Here is a 20,470-nt window from a genome sequence, read left to right on the forward strand (position 1 = left end):
GACGGCACGCAAGCCTCTTACGCAAGCCCCAGGTGCGACTTGACCTCGGCGGCACGACGACGGGACACCGGCACCGTCGAGCTCACGCGGTCGAGCCTGAGCTCCATCAACCCCGTGGAGCCAATCTCAACATTGTGCACGTCTTCCAAATTGACCAGGTAGCTGCGATGAACGCGAATAAAGCCCTCGGAGTCCAAGCGACGCTCGAGCGAAGAGATCGACTCATTGATCAGGTACGTTCCCTCGGCGCAGATGGCGTTGCAAAAATCGGCGCGCGCCTCAAAGTAGCAGACGTCTGCGGCGGGAATGAACACCTTTTTGCCCCCGCGGTCCACCGTCAGACGCAAAGGCTGGCGCGGAGCATGGATAACACGACGGGCACCCAAGGCTGCCTCGATCTTGTCGAGTGCCTTTGACAGGCGTGCGTCCTCGACCGGCTTGACGACATAGTCGACCGCATCGAGGTTATACGCATCAGCGGCAAATTCGGCAAACGCCGTCACAAACACAACCACCGGCGGCGTCTTTAGGTTCTGCAGCGTCTCGGCAAGCTCAATTCCCGAGCGACCGGGCATGGTAATGTCTAAAAACAACACGTCGGGCTTGTTCGACAGAATCGACTCCACGGCTTCGGTGACATTGCCCGCCTCGGCAATCTGACCCACACGCGTATCCTTTTCCAACAGATAGCGTAGCTCAGCCCTAATTGGAGGCTCGTCATCAACCACCAAGATGTTCCAGCCTTCGGACATATGTGCTTCCCCTCTTTTTCTCTCAATCCAACCGCGTGCTACGCCGTCAACGGCGCCGGCTCATGCGGCTCGCCGTTCAGCTCGACGATGACCTGCGTTCCCACGCCCTCCTGGGACTTCACGCGCATGCCGGAATCTTCTCCGTAAAAGAAATGGATGCGCTGAAGCACGTTGAAGAGCGCCAGGCCGCAACCTCGCTTGACGGAGCCGTCGGCGGTAATGCTCTCGGGCTCCTCCAAGCGATGCTGCTCAAACAGATGCGCGCAGACCTCTTCGCTCATACCGATGCCATCGTCCTCGACGATGATCTCCAAACCGTCATCGGTCTCGAAAGCCCTAACATGAATAGAAAGCGGCTCGGTCTCGCGCTGCGCGTGCTTGATGCAGTTTTCGAGCAACGGCTGCAAGATAAACGGCGGCACCAGGCTGTCGCGCACTTCAAAGTCGATGTCGACCGAAACGCGCAGACGGCCGTCGCCATACCGGGCCTGCATAAGATTGATATAACGAGTGCCCTGTTCCACCTCGTGCTCGAGCGTGGTGAGCGTATCGGAATCAGAAAGCGTCTGACGATAGTAATTGGAAAAGTCGATCAGCAGCGATCGCGCCTTGTCGGGCTCGGTTCGAACGAGCGACACGATGGTGCTGATGGTGTTAAACAGAAAATGAGGATCGACCTGCGATTGCAAGGCGCGCAGCTCCACGCGGGCCGTGAGCTCGTCCTGGCGCTCGAGCTCAAAGCTCGCAAGCTGCGTGGAAATGAGGTCGGCAAAGCCCGAGGCAAGCGCCGTCTGGCGCATATCGATGCTGCTCAGACGGGGATAATACAACTCGAGCGTGCCCACGCAATGCCCGCGCACGGTAAGCGGTGCGACAATACCGGCGCGCAGGCGCGGAAAGTAGCCACCCGTCTCGGTCGAGGCATCGCGCGAAAACACGCTTTGCTCGCCCGTCTCGATGACGTTGAGCGTGGTCTTGAGCACCACCGGGGTGCCGGCGGGACACTTTGCCGAATCCTCGCCCCAGCTCGCCAGCACCTGCTTGCCGTCGGTAAAGCAGATGGCAGAAGCAATAGTTTCGGACAGGATGATCTTAGAGGCGCCCAGGGCGGCCTCGGGCGTAAGGCCGCGCGACGTGTAGGCGAATATTTTTGAAGCGATAGCGAGCGTGCGGTCGGTTGCGCTCGATGTAAGGTCGTCGGGAACGACAAAGACATACGAGAAGAAGAAGCACAGCATGACCAAACCGGCAATGACGACAACGGCCGGAACGGGATTGGGATTATCGGTTAGATCCCAGATGAGCAGCAGGATAAGCAGCGGAACGACAATACCGAGCAAGATGGCTTGAACCACATGCTGAGCGGTACGAAAGACCTTGGTAGAGTTGTAGCTCTTGCCCAGAATCAGCCTATTGAGATCCACCGTCATCCCCTTCTTACTGACGCACCCCATAGCAATAAAGAGGGCCGCAAGCGACCCTCTCCATTGCATTATGCAATCAAATACTGTGTTTTACATCCAGCCATCGATGAACGGTAGCTTAGGCGCTGTACTTGTTTGCCTCGCCGAAGCTGCCGGCTTCGACAATCCAGCCGTCCTTCATGATGACGTCCATGTTGTCGGTGTTGAGCACGTGGATGTCGGCGGCGACGTCACCGTTGACGACCAGCAGGTCGGCGCACTTGCCGGCCTCGATGGAACCGGTCTCGTCCTCGATGTGGCACATCTTGGCACCGTTGAGGGTGGCGCAGGTGATGGTCTCGACCGGGGTGAAGCCGATCTTGTCGACGAACTCGTACATCTCCTCGATGGAGCAGGTGCCATACGGGGTGACGAAGGAGAAGGAGTCGGAGCCGATCGTCATGACGACGCCGCGCTTCTTGGCCTCGCGCAGGCAGTCGTAGTTGCGCTGCAGCTCCTTCTCGACCAGGGTGCCCTCGTACTTGTCGTGCAGCTCGGGGACGTAGACGGGCGGATAGGTGGCGTACCAGGTGGGCAGGAAGGCGATCGTCGGGGTGAAGAAGGTGCCCTGCTCGGCCATGAGGTCCATAGTGCGCTCATCGATATCGAAGCCGTGAATCAGCTGTTCGCAGCCAAAGCGAACGGAATCGTAGGCAGCGGCGTGGTTGTTGTAGCAGTGGCTCCACACGGGGATGCCGACCATCTTGGCCTCTTCGACCACGGCCTGGATCTCCTCGGAGCAATAGTGCTGGTCGCGACCGGAGTCCCAGCGCCAGATGCCGCCACCGGTAGCCCAGATCTTGATGGCATCGGGATTCTCGCGCAGGCGGCGACGGACGGCCTTACGCAGATCCCAAGGACCATCGACCTGGTCGCCCCAGGGGTGGGATTCCTTGTTGAGCTCCTGGGTGCAGTGGTGGGAGTCACCGTGACCGGCAACGCGGCAGAAGCCCAGGCCGGTGGCCAGAACGCGCGGGCCCTTAAAGACGCCCTTGTCGATGCAGTCGCGGATCTGGATACCAAAGCGGCCGATCTCGCAGACGGTGGTGAGGCCGTGGGTGAGGCAGTCGTAGGCCTGCTTGACGGCGACGGCCTGCTTCTCGAGGAGCGGCTGCATGACCCAGTCGGTGTCATCGTCGGTCAGGTTGCCCGAGAAGTGCAGGTGGGTGTCGATCAGGCCGGGAAGGACGGTCTTGCCGGCGGCGTCGATAACCTCAACGCCCTCGGGAAGGTCCTGCATGACACCGGCGTACTCGATCTTGCCGTTGTCGTCGACGAGAACGAGGGAGTTCTCGACCGGCTCGGCACCGGTACCGTCGATGAGCTTACCGCCAACGATTGCATACTTAGTGGACATGGTTCCTCCTTATGGATCCATATAGTGGGCGAGGCCGTGTTGGGTTAAGGCCTCACAAAGCTACCCAAGTGGTGCCGGGTTCGGTGCGCGGGAGAGAGGGGTCCGCGCACCCGATCCGCCCCGGCTCGGCGTTACTTTTTGCGGGAATTGGTGAAGGCCATGAGGGCCAGGCCAATAGCCAACCAGCCGATCACGATGCTCCACTCCACCATGTTGAGGGAGGCGGGAGAGAACGGGATCACGAGCAGGCCGATGATGACGGCGCAGGCAGCAACAGCGAGACTGATGCCAAACTTGCCGCCGGGCACCTCGTAGGGACGAGGCAGGTCGGGCTCGGTAAAGCGCATGCGCAGGCAAGCGAGGGCGACCATGCCGCAGGAGAAGATGAAGGCGAGAGCCGACACGTTGGTCAGAGGGATGAGCATGTTCTTGCCCAGGAACGGACCGACGACGGTGATGACGGCCAGAACGACGCAGGCGAGCTTGGGAGCGCCAGAGCTGGGATCGACCTCGGCAAACTTCTCGGGCAGCTGGCCCTTGCGGCCCATGGCGAGCATGATGCGGCTCGTGGCGCCGTAGAAGGAGTTCATCGGGCCCATGGGTCCAAGCGTGGCGATGACGAGCATGGCCAAGTACAGGAGCATGTTGATGCCCTTGAGGCAGGCGAGTGCGGGAACCGGGCTCTTAACGAACTCATGCCAGTCGAGGATGGTGCCGAACGAATAGATGCAGACCATGTAGAAGCCGCCGGCGGCCAGCAGGGCCAGGGAGATGATCTTGCCGAATTTGTTCCAGTTGAGGCCCTCGGCTGCTTCCTCAGCCTGCTGAGGAATGGTGTCGAAGCCGGCGTAGAAGAACGGGGTCAGAACCAGGACCGACACGATGCCGGCGAACAGGCTGGTGCTCTCGGTAGCAGGCTTGCCGCCGCCAGCACCGGTGACCTGGGAGAACACGGGCATGGCGTGTTCCGGCGAACCGGTGAACAGCGAGACGCCCATGGCGAGCAGCATGCCGCAGAGCAGGGCCTTGGTCAGGAAGGCCTGGAGCTTGGCAGCCGAGCTGGCACCGCGGAAGTTGAGGAAGATGACGTAGGCTGCAAAGCCGAGCGCGATCAGCGTCGGGAACAGGTAAACGTCTGCGCCCAGGATGGTGTAGAGCTTGACGGCGCGCAGCCACTCAAGACCGGGCAGGCTGCCGAACATCTCGGACACGAGGGTCGAGATGGCGATGGCCTCCCACGGGCACAGGATTCCGTTGCCCAGGGCCAAAAGCCAGCCGGTGATGTAGCTCAGCGTACGGCCAAAGCTACGATCGACATACTCGACGATGCCGCCCGAGATGGGGATAGCAGCCGTGAGCTCACCGAAAACAGCTCCGACGGGCACGAGGAAGATCGCGCCCAAGAGGAATGCGATCATAGCGGGAACGGGACCGCCGCCCACGACCATCCAGTCGCCGACCTGCAGAACCCAACCGGTACCGATGATGGCACCGAAACCGATGGTAAAGAAGTTCCAGAGCGAGAGTGTTTTCTTCATGCCGCCGTTACCTTCGACTGCAACTTCTGCGTTCTTGTCCGCCATTGTTCCCCTCCTTTCCTTATTGACGCCTCTTTGGCGTCACCCCTTGCGCGGTCTGTTTTGCCGCGCGCTTTTATTTCGTGGCTTTAAGATACGGCCTTGGCACAGCAGCGCCGCTTGTAGCTCGACCGAAGGCAGAACTGCAAAACGAGCGGCACCGTTTTTGGGACGAACGGCGGAAGACGTCATTCGTCTTGGACGCTTTCATCTTGTCTGCTTTTGAAGACCTGTTGCCGTGACGCTTGGCGCGCGGCGCGGCAACGTTCATACCATTTGTCAGGCTTTTGGCGCACATGCCCATGTGTCGTGCATCTTTTTATGTAGGATAGACAAGTTACACACGAGGCAAGGTGATTCGAATGGCACACGGATACAATGACGGCGACCAACGGCCACAAAGCGTGCGCCTTGCCGGCCGCACCACGCCAACGCCCAGAAGCACCTCCGACAACGACAGCCCGCAGCGCCCCCAAGAGCAGCTCGGGGCTTCTTCGCGGCAACATAGCCGTACCGTGCAGCAGTCAGACCGCGTGAGTACGAGCACACGCCAACGCCAGACCGACACATCGCGGCCACGCCGCTACGATCGCCATAAGACCGACTACTACGTTAAGCGCTCCTTTTCGCGACCTCAACGCGATCGCGGCAATTCCGCCCCTCACCCCGCGTCGCACGCCACAAGTCACGCGCTTCCGGCCCGCCGCCTACGCCTTGCGCTTTGCTCCATCGCCGCCTGCCTCGTCTTTGTGTTTTTGGGATCCTGTATCTCCCACGGATCAGCCGGTCTTGAGCCCACTGCCGAGGACAAGCTGCTTAAAGCTCCCGTCGCGCCCGGCTACTCATTTGCCTTTTCGACCCCGCGCTCGCAATGGCAGGCCGGCACCATGCCCCACATCTACCAAATTGACCCCGCATGGTCGGAGCTGCCCTATGCCGGTGGCACTATTCGCGAAAACGCTTGCGGTCCCACTTGCCTCACCATGGTCTATATCTTTAAGACCGGCCACACCGATAAGACGCCGGTCGATATATGCGCACTGGCCGAAGCCGGCAACTACGCCCCCACTGGTGCCACCGAGTGGTCGTTTATGACAGGCGGTGCGTGGCAGCTGGGGCTCAACGGAACACAGCTCTATAACAATCGCGAATCGATTACCCAAGCACTTCGCTCGGGTGCGCCCGTCATCGCCGCAGTGCGCCCCGGCACGTTTACCAACGTAGGCCACTATATCGTGCTCCACGGCATCGACGATGCCAACCAGATTGGCGTCTACGACCCCAACTCGGCCAGCCGCAGCGCCCGCCGCTGGGGCGTGGTGGAGGTCCTCAACGAAATCGAAGCCATGTGGGCCTACTACTAGTCATTGGGTGCACTCATTGGGGACAGACTTAAATGAGTGGCCCCAGACTGCCCGGAACTGCCGGCACGGAAGGCGCATCCCGCTTTGAAGTTCGATAGCGGGATACGCTTTCCGTTAGCGGCCTGCTTGGGAAACTGAGAGCCACTTTTCGGCATATTTCCGGGATGCATTTTCCGGTTGAGGGCCTCAAAGGAAAATGCACCCGTTTTGGACTACTCATTTAAGTCTGTCCCCAATGACTAGGTGAATAGCAAAAGCCCCGCGGTCGGAGCGGACCGCGGGGCTCATGAAGAGAGGCTAGTTTGTGGGCGCTTTGCCTGGCGCCCACGGGAGAGGCAACAGAGTAGAGGCTACTCGTGGATGCGGGTACCGGAGAGGCCGGCCATGGTCTCGGCGGCCTTGTCCAGGGCGCCGATGATGCAGGTGCGGCCCTTGCGGGAGCGGGCGAACTTGATGGCAGCGCGGACCTTGGGCTCCATGGAACCCTTGCCGAACTGGCCCTCGTCAGCCAGGCGCTCGGCCTCGTCGGCGGTGAGGTCCTCGAGCTCCTCCTGGTTGGGCTTGCCGAAGTTGATGGCGACATGCTCGACGGCGGTCAGCAGGAACAGGACGTCGGCGTCGCAGTCCTCGGCCAGCAGCTCGCCGCCCAGGTCCTTGTCGATGACGGCGGGAACGCCCTTGTAGCAGCCCTTGTTCTCGTAGTCGCGGACGACGGGGATGCCGCCGCCACCGCAGGCGATGACGATGAACTCGTTGTCGAGCAGGTTGAGGATGGAGTCGGCCTCGACGATCTTCTTGGGATCGGGGGAGGCGACGACGCGACGCCAGCCGCGGCCGGAATCCTCGACGAAGACCTTGGAGGGATCCTCGGCCATGAACTCCTTGGCCTGCTCCTCGGTGTAGAAGGGGCCGATGGGCTTGGTCGGGTTCTTGAACGCGGGATCATCCGGGTCGCACTCGATCTGGGTGACGACGGTTGCGGCGTGCCAGCGCTTGTAGCGCTTGTGCATCTCGCGGCCGATACCCTGCTGCAGGTGGTAGCCGATGTAGCCCTGGGACATGGCGCCGCACTCGGGCAGCGGCATCTCGGGGGTGCCGATGGCGTCGTGGGCGGCGGCGAAGGCGTTCTGGATCATGCCGACCTGCGGGCCGTTGCCGTGGGTGATGATGATCTCGTTGCCCTGCTCGATGAGGCCGAGGAGGGCGTGGGCGGTGTTGCCCACGGCCTCGATCTGCTCGACGGGGTTGTTGCCGAGGGCGTTGCCGCCGAGGGCGACGACGATGCGGTCGGGCTTGCCAAGAGGCTTAGACATTGCTGGAATCCTTTCTGTAAAAGGCCTACAACCCATTAATAACCCGCGTCCGTGCGATACGCGAGTTTATTAAGGTTTATATTCTCTTTATCGCTCATTTTATTCATTTTGAAAATAGCGGAACGGTGAACGGTCGTTTTTACCCGCTCAGCGTAAAGAACCCCAGCTCACGCATATCTACGCCATTTACGTGCAACTTTATTTAAATAGAGCAGGGATTAGACCGGATTATGCAAACTATATCTCTGCTAAACACAAAACGGACAGCGCAAAATCTTACTCGCACTATACGAGATTCTATGCACTTATAAGACGAGTATGCACCCCTGCAAAAACATGGGACTTTTCATCCAACATAAGGAATAACCAATCGCGCCTCACCCTGCGGCAAGCGACTGAGAATGAACTGCGTTTTGGCCAAGCGGGTCTAATCAAGTGTCCAAAACAAAACTGGGATATTGCTTCCGTACCTGCGGCATGATACTTTAGCCGAGTACAGCACGGGCTGGGGCGACAGGTATCTGTCGTGAAGTTTGGGTTCGGCGACCCCGTAGCTGTCTTCTCCTTTATCCGCCAGCGAGCCCCTTGAGCGACGGATTGAGGAGGTCCTTACCATGACAAAAATGCTCAAGATTACGCTGAATGACGAGACGTTTCTCGCCGACATGCTCTGGAACGAGGCACCCGAAACATGCAGGCTGTTCGAATCGTCCTGTCCGGTCGAGTCGCGCATCTTTTCGGCCAAGATCTGCGATGCTGAGGTGACCTATCCCGTATCGGGACCTATCGCCAACTACGAGCACATCGAGAACCCCGTCTTTCACGAGCCGGCAGGCGCGGTGAGCTGGTACGGCGGCTGGTCGTCGATCTGCATCTTCTTTGATATTTGCGAGCCCTTTGGCACCTGCAATATGTTCGCCCGCATCTGCGAGGCCGATCGCGAGCGCTTTGCCGCCGCTTGCCGCAACGTCTGGGACAACCAGGGCATGTATATCAAAAACGAAATCATCGAGATCGAAGCGGAGGCCTAAAGATGACGAATATCGACACCCTGCTTGCACTCGATCTTGCGGAGTACACCACTTCGCTTGAAGCCCTTGCCGATCAAATGATGCTCGAGGAGCCGCGCGATATCGACTATATGCGCCGCCGCAAGCTCGACACCGGCCGTGAGTTCGCCGTCTGGAACTTCACCGTCGGCTACTGCATGAACGCCGCCGACGCCCTCTCGCTCCTGCGCGCCCAGGCAACCGAGAACGCCAACGGCGACACCGCCGACTTGGCCACCCTCAGCAACAGCGCCGCGCGCCTGTGCAATTGGTTCTCGGGCGCCTTCGATGTAACCGGCAAGATGGACGATACGACCGCCATCCTCGCCCACAGCCGCGACCTCTACGCTCAGGTCGAAACCCACGAGCAGTTTGCCGCCCTCACCCGCGCCGCCGAGCGCTATCTGGTTCAGCTGCAATTTTGGGTCGATCGCCAGATTCCTTGGCCGGCCATCAGTGACCTGGTCCACGGTTACCGCCTACGCACCGAAACCGGCGAGACAAGGTAAGCCGAACTAGCAACACCAACAACACCCCATCGCAGGACCCAAAGTAGCAATCAGAGGGCTGGAGACGCATACAGCAGCGACCCCAGCCCTTTCGCAAAGTGACGCGCCTTTCGCGGCATAGCCGCGAAACAACAAGGGCTGGATTGCGGACTCAGATAGCCTAGAGAGATATGGGTGCAAACGAGAAATCGTTGTCGGGGTCATCCTTTTCTATAAACTCATCGAGACAGAATGTCATATAGATAGGGACGTACAGGATCTTGCCCTCTTTGCCGAGATTCTCGTGGCTTAGTACAACAGCCTCGGGAATTTTGTACTCGTCTACACTCATTAGGCGATCGAGAGCCGCATGCGCTCGAACTTTCTTGCCCGATTTGACCTCGATCGGGACAACATGCCCGCGGGCGCCTTCGATCACAAAGTCAACTTCACCGACCTCACGCGTCTGGTAGTACCATGCATCAGCCCCAAGGGCGACAAGCTCCTGAGCGACCACGTTCTCGTAGAGACCGCCGAGGTTGGGAGTTTTCATATCAAGATAGACAGCTCGTGCCGTGCTGCCGGGATACCGCGATGCGAGCATACCCGTATCGGACTCGTACAGCTTGAAGGCTGTCGCCTTCTCCGTCCTCTTGAGGGGGCTCCGAGGCTCCGTTACCTGGGCGACCATCAATCCAACGCCCGCGCTCACCAGCCATAGGAAATCCTGCTCATATTTTTTAAGGCGCGCTCCCTCGCCCAGAGACGAAACAACAAAGCGATGGGACTCCGCTTCAAGCTGAACGGGAATTTGTTCGAAAATCGAGCGAACGTTAAACGCTCGAGTCGATGCATATTTAGAGATATCGCTCTTGTACTGATCGACCAGCTGAATTTGAAGCTCACGCGTTCTCACGAGCGAATAACCCGAATCGATATAGTTCTGAACGACCTCCGGCATGCCGCCGCAAACGATATAAGCTCTATAGTTTTTGAGCATTGCCTCATGAATGTAGTTTTCGACGGGACGTCTCTCGACAAGGCAGTTGCGAATGTCTGCAAGCACATTCTCGCTGACGCCATTTGCCCAACAAAACTCTTCAAAATCCATCGGTCGCATAACAACGTGCTCGACATACCCCACCGGAAAAGAAGATATCCCCTTAAACTCGGTCCCAAGCATAGACCCTGAGAATACATAGCTAAAGCGCCCGTCTTCGACCAACGCCTTCATAAGTGTGACAATCTGCGGATACTCCTGAATCTCATCGACAAAGACAAGCGTATCCCCCTCAACAAGCGGCGCGTCCGCAAGAAGGGCTACACGGTTGATAAAGTCAACGGCGTTCTTAGCGTCAATTAGCACATCCCTTGCCTCGGCATCGAGTAGCAAATTGACCTCAAAATACGAAGCGTAGTTGCCTTTTCCAAACGCGCGAATCGCATAACTCTTGCCAATCTGACGTGCGCCAGTAACAAGCAACGCCTTATTGGAGTTATTCTTCCAGCTCAAAAGCCTATCAGTAACCTTGCGGCGTAGCATTAAAACCCCTAAATGACAAAAATTGGCAGATAGAATTACTAGTAATAGTACAAAAATTGGCAAATAGTAATGACCTAAATAGTACAAAAATCGGCAAATAGCGTGATTCACTGAGGTCTCAAAGCCACCGAAACAGTAAGGGAATAGAAGGCAGCGACAGCCAAGTCCCCCTCCACTCCCAAAGTAACGCGCCTTTCGCGCCAAGGGCGCGAAACAGCGCTAGGGACAAGGCACCCCCACAGCCATGTCCTTCATTCAGCCCCACAATCCGAGGACGTAGTCGTAGCGGGATCTGAGGGCTGACCTTCGCGGACATTCCGCAGGACGAAAGAACCCCCGCCGCACGTAGTGCGCAGCGGGGGTTCTTTCATGTCCGAGGACGTCCGCGAAGGTCAGCCCTCAGATCCTGCGGTGGGAGACCTAAGCCTCGTTGTACACCGTCTTGAGCTTCAGCAGGTGCTGATAGCGGTCCATAGCGGCCTGCTCATTCTCCTTGAAGAGCTCCTCGGCGCGCTCGGGGAAGGAACGCGTCAGCGAAGCGTAACGGGCCTCGTTCATCAGGAACTCCTGATAACCGCCCGCGGGCTCCTTGGAATCGAGCGAGAACTTCTTGCCGGCAGCAGCCTCGGGGTTGAAGCGGAAGAGGTTCCAGTAACCGCACTCGACAGCCTTCTTCATCTCGGCCTGGCAGTTCTGCATGCCGCCCTTCTTGATGGAGTGCATCTCGCAGGGGCTGTAGCCGATGATGAGGGACGGGCCGTCGTAGGCCTCGGCCTCGTGAATGGCCTTGAGGGTCTGAGCCGGGTTGGCGCCCATGGCAACCTGTGCCACGTAGACGTAGCCGTAGCTCATAGCGATCTCGGCCAGGGACTTCTTCTTGGTCACCTTACCGGCAGCGGCGAACTGAGCGACCTGGCCCAGGTTCGAGGCCTTGGAGGCCTGACCACCGGTGTTGGAGTAGACCTCGGTGTCGAAGACGAAGACGTTGACGTTGTGGCCGGAAGCCAGGACGTGGTCCAGGCCACCGAAGCCGATGTCGTAGGCCCAGCCGTCGCCGCCGAAGATCCAGAAGGACTTCTTGGTGAGGTAAGCCTTGTCGGCGAGGATTGCCTTGGAAGCGTCGCAGCCGCACTTCTCGAGCTCGGCAACGTAGGCAGCGGCAGCGGTCTTGGAGGCCTCGGCGTCATTGACGGAGTCGATCCAAGCCTGGCCGGCGGCCTTGAGCTCATCGGACGGACCATCGGCAGCGATGATGTCCTGGGTAGCGGCGATCAGCTTGTGCTGAACGGCCTCATAGCCAACGGCCATGCCCAGACCATGCTCGGCATTGTCCTCGAACAGGGAGTTGTTCCACGCCGGGCCGTGACCGTCCTTGTCCTTGCAGTAAGGAGCGGTGGCAGCGGGGTTACCCCAAATGGAGGAGCAACCGGTGGCGTTGGAAATGAACATGCGGTCGCCGGCGACCTGGGTCACCAAACGTGCATAGGCGGTCTCGGCACAGCCGGCGCAGGAACCCGAGAACTCCAGGTAGGGCTGCTTAAACTGGCTGCCCTTGACGTTGGCCGCGATGAGCTCCTTCTTCTCGGAGACGTTCTCGACCATGTAGTCCCAAACGGGCTGCTGGTCCATCTCCTGCTCGGTGGGAACCATCTCGAGGGCGCCCTTGGGGCAGACCTTGACGCAGTTGGTGCAACCCATGCAGTCGAGCGGGGACACAGCCATGGTGAACTTCATGCCCTTGGCCTTGGGGCCCATGGCGTCGAGCGTGCGGGTAGCCTCGGGCGCGGCGGCAGCCTCGTCCTCGGTCATCGCGAACGGACGGATGGTGGCATGCGGGCACACGTAGGCGCACTGGTTGCACTGGATGCACTTGGTCTCGTCCCAGTGGGGAACGACCACGGCGACGCCGCGCTTCTCGTATGCGGAGGCGCCCAGCTCAAACTGGCCGTCGGCGCAACCGACGAAGGCGGAAACGGGCAGGCTGTCGCCATCCATGCGATCGATGGGCTCGAGCAGGTTCTTGACCTGCTGGGCGATGGCGGACTTGGTCTCCTCGGAGAGCTCGACGGGAGCGGCGTCCTCGGCGGTAGCCCAGTCGGCCGGAACCTCGAACTTACGGAAAGCGGTAGCGCCGGCATCGATGGCCTTGTGGTTGGCGTCGACGATAGCCTGGCCCTTCTTCATGTAGGACTTGGTAGCCGCGTCCTTCATGTACTGCAGGGCGTCCTCGGCGGGCAGGACCTTGGCCAGCGCGAAGAAGGCGGACTGGAGCACCGTGTTGGTGCGCTTGCCCATGCCGACCTTGGCCGCCAGGTCGATAGCGTCGATCAGGTAGACGTTGACGTTGTTGTTCGCGATGTAGCGCTTGGCCACGGCGGGCATGTGCTCGGCGAACTCCTCGTCGCTCCACTGGCAGTTGACCAGGAAGGTGCCGCCCGGCTTGACGTCGCGGACCATCTTGAAGCCCTTAACGATGTAGCTAGGGTTATGGCAGGCGACAAAGTCGGCCTTGGTCACGTAGTACGGCGAACGAATCGGAGAATCACCAAAGCGCAGGTGCGAGACGGTGACGCCGCCGGTCTTCTTGGAGTCGTACTGGAAGTAGGCCTGGACGTACTTGTCGGTGTGGTCGCCGATGATCTTGATCGAGTTCTTGTTAGCGCCGACGGTACCGTCGCCACCCAGACCCCAGAACTTGCACTCGATGGTGCCGGGGGCTGCGGTGTTGGGCGCATCCTCGGCCTCAGGCAGGCTCAGGTTGGTCACGTCATCGACAATGCCGATGGTGAACTCGCGCTTGGGCTCGTCCTTCTTGAGCTCCTCGAAGACAGCGAACGCGGACGCGGGAGGCGTGTCCTTGCTGCCCAGGCCATAACGGCCGCCGACGACCTTGATGCCCGTCTTGCCAGCCTCGTAGAGAGCGGAGACGACGTCCTGGTAGAGCGGCTCGCCGATGGAACCCGGCTCCTTGGTACGGTCCATGACGGCGATCTTCTGGACGGTCTCGGGGAGAACGTCGACGAAGTGCTTGATGGAGAACGGACGGAACAGACGAACCTTGACCAGGCCGACCTTCTCGCCGTGAGCGTTGAGGTAGTCGATGACTTCCTCGAGCACGTCGCAGAAGGAGCCCATGCACACGACGACGCGATCGGCATCGGGAGCGCCGTAGTAGTTGAACAGGCCGTAATCGGTGCCGAGCTTCTCGTTGATCTTCTTCATGTAGCCCTCGACGACGGCGGGAAGCTCGTCGTAGACCTTGTTGCAGGCCTCACGGTTCTGGAAGAAGATATCGCCGTTCTCGTGGCTGCCGCGGGTGTGCGGGTGCTCAGGGTTGAGCGCATGGTCGCGGAAAGCCTGGACGGCGTCCATGTCGCACATCTCGGCCAGATCCTTGTAGTCCCACATGGCGACCTTCTGGATCTCGTGGCTGGTGCGGAAGCCGTCGAAGAAGTTAAGGAACGGGGTCTTTCCCTCGATGGCGGCAAGGTGAGCCACCGGCGAGAGGTCCATGACCTCCTGGACGTTGCCCTCGGCGAGCATGGCGAAGCCGGTCTGACGACAGGCCATGACGTCGGAGTGATCGCCAAAAATGTTCAGGGCGTGGGAGGCGACGCAACGCGCGGAGACGTGGAAGACGCCCGGGAGCTGCTCGCCCGCGATCTTGTACATGTTCGGGATCATCAGGAGCAGACCCTGAGAAGCCGTGTAGGTGGTGGTCAGAGCACCGGCGCCCAGCGAACCGTGAACGGTACCGGCCGCACCTGCCTCGGACTCCATCTCGACGACCTTGACCGGGGTGCCGAAGATGTTCTTGCGACCCTGGGCCGCCCACTGGTCGACATGGTCGGCCATCGGGCTGGACGGCGTAATGGGATAGATTCCCGCTACCTCGGTGTACGCATACGAAACATATGCGGCCGCCTCGTTGCCGTCCATAGACTTAAACTTACGCGCCATATACCCCTCTCCTCTCATATAGGTATACAGGCCCCGGCGATCGCCGGGATGTTGGCGTGATGGGATTTACGCTGTTGCTTCCAATCATCTGGCAGGCAGGCTCAGCAGCAGGTACGTGGCGTGGAGAGAAGACATGCCGAGGCGAGGGGCAACTGATGCGCCCCACAGACCCGACCGCCCGTCTTGCACATGACCGAGCGCCGCAAAGGCCGCATGCCGGATGCTCCCGGGCACGCCCCGGCGATGGGAAGCGCCCGCAACGGAAATCCGCATGCGGGTTTATTGTACCCCGCCGTCAAGTGTAATTTCGGCAAATATAGGCGGGCGGTAAAGGTTTACCTCGGGTGACTGCCGGGAGCAAAATGATCCCTTGGGGACGGAGGGACCATTTGGCGGGACTGGCTAGAGGGCACCGAAGAGGATGGCGTAGGTAGTGGATTCGCCGAGCTTGAGCTCGTCGCCGGGATTGAGTTGGGCGGAACGGCCGGGCTCGACCTGAATGCAGACGCGCGTGGCCCCGTTTACCACCACGGTTCCGTTGGTAGACGACAAGTCCTCGACGTGCCAGATATTTTGAGCATCGCACCAGATATGGGCATGGCGGGCCGAGACATCGTCGCCGACGTCGGTAATATCGCCCTCACCAGTGGCCAGCGCGCCAATCTCAACACCCTGCTCGCTCGGCTGAATCCAACGCGGGGCGCTCACGACAAAACTGTTTTGCACGCGCAGCAAGCCCAAGGGATGCGCCGGGGCGGGTTCGCGCTCGCCCGCGGTCATCGACATGCCAAGCGAACGCGGCGTGGAGGTGCCTCCGCCACAGGTCGCGTGTGCGTAGTCGATGGCATAGTTCACCGAGGACCGCACATCCGCCGAACAACCGACGGCGACAAACAGCACCAGCACGGCCTCGGCGCGCTCGGCGGGCATGAGTTCTGCCGCCTGGGACAGGCGATCGAGCGCGTTGCGATAGAGATTCGTGTCCTGGTGGCACTCTTCGAGCGCGCGCACCATCGGTTCACCTGCAGGACCGCACACCATATTGATCACAGCCGTGGAGTCCATGGGATTGCGCTGGCGCAGGGCCAGTTGCGACATAATACGCGCAGCCGAGGTACCGTATTCGGCAAAGCAGCGCTGCTGAAGCGTGCCGACCGGCGCGCGAACGATAAAGCGGGAAACCCAAGAGCGATCGGCGGCTCGGCTCTGCGGGCTGCGGCCGTCGGCGAGCGGACGGGACGAAAGCACCAAGCCGCACAGCTCGATATGGCTCAGATGCGCCGCGCGCTTAAAGATGTCAAACATGGCCCCGCATGGGGTGAGCTCAACTTGAGATGCCATGACCTAGGCCTCCTTGGTCGTAGAAATAGAATCGGACGATACTTCGACAGGTCCGCCAAAAGTACGGGCAGCTGCGGCTCCACCGGCAAGCGGAGTCGCCATCTGGGCTTTTGTACGTCGCGGTGCCGAAACGGGAAGTTCAAAGGCAAAGCCCATCGCAAGCAAAAACCACGTAAGCGTATAGGTTGCAACCAGAGCGGCAACAAGGCCGCCCATCACGGCGCGTTGGGAAAATACGCTACATGCAGCCACAACCAGCACCGGAACCTCGCAGGCAGAAAGCGCAAGCACACCCTGCAGGAAGCCCGAGCGCCGATTGCGCGCAAGTGCCCCCGCGGCAACGCCGGCTATGCCTGGCAGCGCCAACGCCAGTGCGGCAATAATACCCGGTAGCGACCCAGACCACACGAGCGATCCCAAAGTCGCCGTCACGCGAGCGCCCGACGCCAGCAGCGCGGCCGAAACCACGACCACAGCCCAAACCACGCCACAGACGACCGTCGCGCCGACCATCAGCGCGCGACGAACCGCGCGGCCAGACGCATCCATGGGGCACGGCGTGAGCGGCTCGCCGCGGAGCGAACGACCGACATTTTGCGCATAGTGGTCACAAAACGCCGAGAGCGCCGCCTCGACCGCCGCCGGCTCGGGACGATCTTTTTGATGGCTGGACAGACAGGCCATCACCACGTCGAACAGCTGGGCATCGACAAACGCCAGCGCATCGCGTAGCTCCTCGGAATCCGGCTCAAGCCCCAGCTGCTGGGCCTGCTCGGCCGCAGCGAGCGCCACATCGGGCTCACGACGAAGCAGCTGAGTCAAATCGCAACCGGGCGCATGGGCACCAATGGGATAGTCGGGCAGCGTGTCCATCTTGAGACGGTAGGGGCTGGCGATGTCGCGCGTCTTTTTGCGCGAACCCGAGGTGCCCGAAGTGCTCGGCGCGGCTTCGTATGGCGCGGCGCCGGCAATGAGCTCGTAAACCGTGCTTGCTGCGGCATAGACGTCGATCGCCGGCGACATACGCAAAGCACGCAGGTCGGGAATATCGTCGGTGAGCATCTCGGGCGGAGCGTAGGCCACCGTCGCGCGACGCAGCGTGGCATAGCGCTCCGTAAACGACGCCTTGCCGCCGGTACCGGCCACGGCCGACGCAGGATCGAGCGCCAGCGACGAGCCAAAGTCGATCAGGCACAGGTCAAAGGTGCCCTCGGCAAGCTGCCGGTCAAGCGGCAGGCGCGCCGTGCGCACCATAATATTAGCGGGCGAGATATCGCGATGGACAAAGCCCTCCCCCACCAGGCTCATGCGGCAGAGCAGGTCGAACAGGTCGCGCCCCAAGCGCGCCGCCACAAGCGGCGATAGGCGGCCGGCATCGTCCACGGCAAAGCGCGAGCGCAAGCGGGCGAGCGTCTCGCCCTCGACCCATTCCATGACAATTGCAGGCACACCGTCAACCTCGCCCCAGCCATAGAGGCGGGGAAAGCCCTTAAGGCCCGAAAGGGCGCGATGGCATTCATATTCCTCGCGAAATGCCGCTTTGAACTTGGCGACCAGCGCCTCATGGGCGGCATCGTCGTCAAACTCATCGCGCGTCGGCAAGATGAGCTGTTTGAGTGCCACGGCCTCGCCTTGGGCGTTGACGGCACGCGTCACGCGGCCGATACCGCCACGGCGCATGGTGGCATCGTCGGCAAACAGTATCGTAAAACGACGCAGATAGGCAGGCAGTTCGTCCTGACCGAGCGCAATGGCCGGCTCAAACCCGTCGACACGCGCCAGGCGCAGGCCGACCATGGGATCGCGACCGAGCGATTGCGGTGTGGTGGATGCAAGATCGGTCATCATAGGGCAAGCGCCGCCACGTTATTGTTGAAGTTACCGAGCGCGACGTCATCATCGCCGTAATGGCCGACCCATTGACATAGGTTGGTGTAACAGCCCCACAGATTGGCATACTGCTGATACCACTTTGACCGGGGCGAGAATGTCTGACGACCGAACTCGGCTCGAATGACAAACATCTCCCCGACCAGGCTGTCGCACGGCCTGGGATCTCCCGTAGAGTTATAGGTCGAAACCACGTCATTGGCACGAGAAACATAGCCGTCGAGCATGTTGTACTTGGTCACAAGCCAACTGTGAATGCTCTCTTCCTCAGCAGCGGAAAGGCCACCGGAGTTTGCATCGTTGTCAGTGTTGCCGCCCGTCGAGCCGCCGCTTCCAGACCCTCCGGCAGAGGAACCCGACCCAGAGCCGCCGCCCGAACTCGACGAATCCGAGCCGGAGCCAGAAGTATCCGAGCTACCGGGCTTTCCGGACTGCTGGGCGTCCTGCTCCTTCTGCTGCTCGACCTTATTCACCGTTGCCGCCACGCTATTGTTGGACAACCGATCGATAATCTTGGTGTTGGTGAGCACGATGGTTTTGCCATTGGCAAGCGTGACTTCGTTGTCCGGGGCCTCGGCGCCGTCCGCGTCGTCAGTGCCAAACACAATATGCGCGACCACACTTGCCCAAGCATATCCAGTCGTGGTGCCCAGGTCACTTTTGACCTCATGCCCCACGCGCGGTTCGCGTGCGGCATGTGCCTGTATCATGGACGGCACGGTCATGCCATAGGCAGAAACGCCAGCTATGACCAGCACCAGCGAGCAAGACAGCAGTGCGTACGCCCGCGGCGCCAAGCCCAGTCGGCGTCGCATGCGCACCGCGGCGCCGTGCTTTGTCTGAGTGCCACCGGGCCGCATGCGTTCTCCTCCAACAAAAACACGCCGCTCGGGAGCGGCGCATTCATTCGAATCCATATTTGAGTGTATCAGCGAACCCAAAAGGTTGCGCAACGAATGGGCAAATTAAGGATGCGAGTGGAAGCATCCATGCGATAAGCGGATACAAAGCATCTTTGTTGCACAACAAACTTACAGTCGCACGGGAAAATTATGACTACCCCGTGCGTCGCGAGGAAAACATACGGCAGGAGCAGGCTCGCCACCTAAATCGTGCGACGGGCCTCGATGGCGCGCCCGAGCGTAAGCTCGTCGGCATACTCCAGGTCGCCGCCCACGGGCAGGCCGCTCGCCAGACGCGACACCTCAACGCCCAGTGGCTTGATAGTGCGGGCCAGGTAGCTCGCCGTGGTCTCGCCCTCGATGTTGGGGTTGGTGGCGATGATGACCTCATGGATATCCTCGTGGCCCAAACGCGCCAGCAGCTCGCGGATGTGCAACTGCTCGGGACCAATCTTGTCCATGGGGCTGATCACGCCGCCTAGCACATGGTACAGGCCATGGTAGCTGCCCGTGCGCTCGATTGCCTGGACGTCGCGCGGCTCGCCCACCACGCAAATGCGAGTGGTGTCGCGCATCGAATCCTGGCAGATGGAGCACTCGTCGGCCGTGGCGTAGTTAAAGCAGCGGCTGCAAAAGTGAACCTCCTGCTTAACCTCCAGGATGGCCTCGGCCAGGCGGCGCGCCTCCTCGGCGTCAGCCTCCAACAGGTAATAGGCGATGCGCTGGGCCGACTTAGGACCAATGCCCGGCAGGCGGCCCAGCTCATCGAGCAGTTTTTGCAGACTGTGATTCGCACTCATATATATGCGTGTCTTAGAACGGCATGCCCGGGATGTTGAGGCCGCCGGTGATGGCGCCCATCTGCTTGTTGGCGAGCTCGTTAACGCCGCGGACGGCCTCGTTGACGGCAGCCATGATCATGTCCTGCAGCATATCGACGTCCTCGGGATCGAGGGCATCGGGGTCGATGGTAAGGTTGACGAGCTCCATCTCGCCGTTAACGGTCACCTTGACCATACCGCCGCCGGCAGAGGCGTCGACGGTCTGGGACTTGAGGTTCTCCTGCGCGGCGGCAAGCTGCTCCTGCATCTTGCGAGCCTGCTTCATCATCTGCTGCATGTTCATACCGGCCATGATGGCTCCTTTACGTGCGGCCGCACGCCGAGCTGCAAGGGCAGCCGGAGCGCGGCAGGACTTTCAAACTCAAAAATCGTACCACGGCGCGGGGCAAGCAAGCGGGGCGGACACGCTACCTCAGTCGATATACATGTCCTGGAGTGCAAACCGCACCCAAAGATTATGCGAAGTTGAATAATTCGCATCTGCATAATATTGAAAGCTAAATCTTGTAGAGCCGGAATCCGACATTTTCTGCATCCAGCTAGATAACAAAAGGCTCTGTTAGACCAGGATTGACATACATGTGTCCCCACGGTGCCATATCGTTGACCCCATAGACCGCGATGATGGG

At 60.2% G+C, this 20,470-nt stretch carries 15 protein-coding genes; 3 read left to right on the forward strand and 12 right to left on the reverse strand.

The genetic code is table 11. From position 1 onward, the window contains the following. Nucleotides 1-17: 17 nt before the first annotated feature. The 4 genes from I2H81_RS08365 to I2H81_RS08380 form a co-directional block, all read right to left on the reverse strand. Nucleotides 18-752: a LytR/AlgR family response regulator transcription factor gene (locus I2H81_RS08365; protein WP_148345452.1), complete on the reverse strand. Its 735-nt coding sequence runs from the start codon at nt 750-752 to the stop codon at nt 18-20. 38 nt (nt 753-790) lie between these two features. Next, nucleotides 791-2,182 (reverse strand): histidine kinase, encoded by a 1,392-nt coding sequence (locus I2H81_RS08370; protein ID WP_229108136.1) that lies wholly within the window; start codon nt 2,180-2,182, stop codon nt 791-793. Between the two features lie 112 nt (nt 2,183-2,294). After that, on the reverse strand, nt 2,295-3,572 hold the full coding sequence (locus I2H81_RS08375; protein ID WP_195645236.1) for a metal-dependent hydrolase family protein: 1,278 nt from the start codon (nt 3,570-3,572) through the stop codon (nt 2,295-2,297). Nucleotides 3,573-3,703: 131 nt separating this feature from the next. Then, a complete protein-coding gene (locus I2H81_RS08380) occupies nt 3,704-5,155 on the reverse strand; it encodes an APC family permease (protein WP_195645237.1) in 1,452 nt (483 codons plus the stop codon). A gap of 356 nt (nt 5,156-5,511) precedes the next feature. Here I2H81_RS08380 and I2H81_RS10425 point away from each other — a divergent pair, with 356 nt between their 5' ends. After that, nucleotides 5,512-6,513, forward strand: a complete 1,002-nt coding sequence (locus tag I2H81_RS10425; protein ID WP_229108137.1) for a C39 family peptidase — start codon at nt 5,512-5,514, stop codon at nt 6,511-6,513. A 350-nt stretch (nt 6,514-6,863) separates the two neighbouring features. On the opposite strand, the gene arcC is transcribed toward I2H81_RS10425, so the two are convergent. Continuing rightward, nucleotides 6,864-7,826: a carbamate kinase gene (gene arcC, locus I2H81_RS08390; protein WP_195645238.1), complete on the reverse strand. Its 963-nt coding sequence runs from the start codon at nt 7,824-7,826 to the stop codon at nt 6,864-6,866. A gap of 614 nt (nt 7,827-8,440) precedes the next feature. Between arcC and I2H81_RS08395 the strand changes: the two genes are divergently transcribed. Continuing rightward, nucleotides 8,441-8,857: a DUF3830 family protein gene (locus I2H81_RS08395; RefSeq protein WP_195645239.1), complete on the forward strand. Its 417-nt coding sequence runs from the start codon at nt 8,441-8,443 to the stop codon at nt 8,855-8,857. 2 nt (nt 8,858-8,859) lie between these two features. After that, nucleotides 8,860-9,384: a hypothetical protein gene (locus I2H81_RS08400; RefSeq protein ID WP_195645240.1), complete on the forward strand. Its 525-nt coding sequence runs from the start codon at nt 8,860-8,862 to the stop codon at nt 9,382-9,384. 160 nt (nt 9,385-9,544) lie between these two features. On the opposite strand, the gene I2H81_RS08405 is transcribed toward I2H81_RS08400, so the two are convergent. From I2H81_RS08405 to I2H81_RS08435, 7 genes are all read right to left on the reverse strand, one after another. Continuing rightward, on the reverse strand, nt 9,545-11,017 hold the full coding sequence (locus I2H81_RS08405; RefSeq protein ID WP_195645241.1) for an ATP-binding protein: 1,473 nt from the start codon (nt 11,015-11,017) through the stop codon (nt 9,545-9,547). Between the two features lie 309 nt (nt 11,018-11,326). Continuing rightward, nucleotides 11,327-14,866 (reverse strand): pyruvate:ferredoxin (flavodoxin) oxidoreductase, encoded by a 3,540-nt coding sequence (gene nifJ / locus I2H81_RS08410; protein WP_117800772.1) that lies wholly within the window; start codon nt 14,864-14,866, stop codon nt 11,327-11,329. A 402-nt stretch (nt 14,867-15,268) separates the two neighbouring features. Continuing rightward, on the reverse strand, nt 15,269-16,207 hold the full coding sequence (locus I2H81_RS08415; RefSeq protein ID WP_195645242.1) for an FHA domain-containing protein: 939 nt from the start codon (nt 16,205-16,207) through the stop codon (nt 15,269-15,271). A 3-nt stretch (nt 16,208-16,210) separates the two neighbouring features. Further along, nucleotides 16,211-18,055 carry a serine/threonine protein kinase gene (locus I2H81_RS08420; RefSeq protein WP_195645243.1) on the reverse strand — a complete coding sequence of 615 codons (1,845 nt, stop codon included), beginning with the start codon at nt 18,053-18,055 and terminating at the stop codon, nt 16,211-16,213. Further along, entirely contained in the window at nt 18,052-18,957 is a 906-nt protein-coding gene (locus tag I2H81_RS08425; RefSeq protein WP_195645244.1) for a hypothetical protein, read from the reverse strand. The genes I2H81_RS08420 and I2H81_RS08425 overlap by 4 nt, the downstream gene beginning before the upstream one ends. A 245-nt stretch (nt 18,958-19,202) precedes the next feature. Further along, nucleotides 19,203-19,799 carry a recombination mediator RecR gene (gene recR, locus I2H81_RS08430; RefSeq protein WP_089573257.1) on the reverse strand — a complete coding sequence of 199 codons (597 nt, stop codon included), beginning with the start codon at nt 19,797-19,799 and terminating at the stop codon, nt 19,203-19,205. A 13-nt stretch (nt 19,800-19,812) separates the two neighbouring features. Beyond that, nucleotides 19,813-20,133: a YbaB/EbfC family nucleoid-associated protein gene (locus I2H81_RS08435; protein WP_006235174.1), complete on the reverse strand. Its 321-nt coding sequence runs from the start codon at nt 20,131-20,133 to the stop codon at nt 19,813-19,815. Nucleotides 20,134-20,470 lie beyond the last annotated feature (337 nt).

Origin of the sequence: Collinsella aerofaciens, from assembly GCF_015561195.1 — a bacterium.
GTDB lineage: Bacteria > Actinomycetota > Coriobacteriia > Coriobacteriales > Coriobacteriaceae > Collinsella > Collinsella aerofaciens_AC.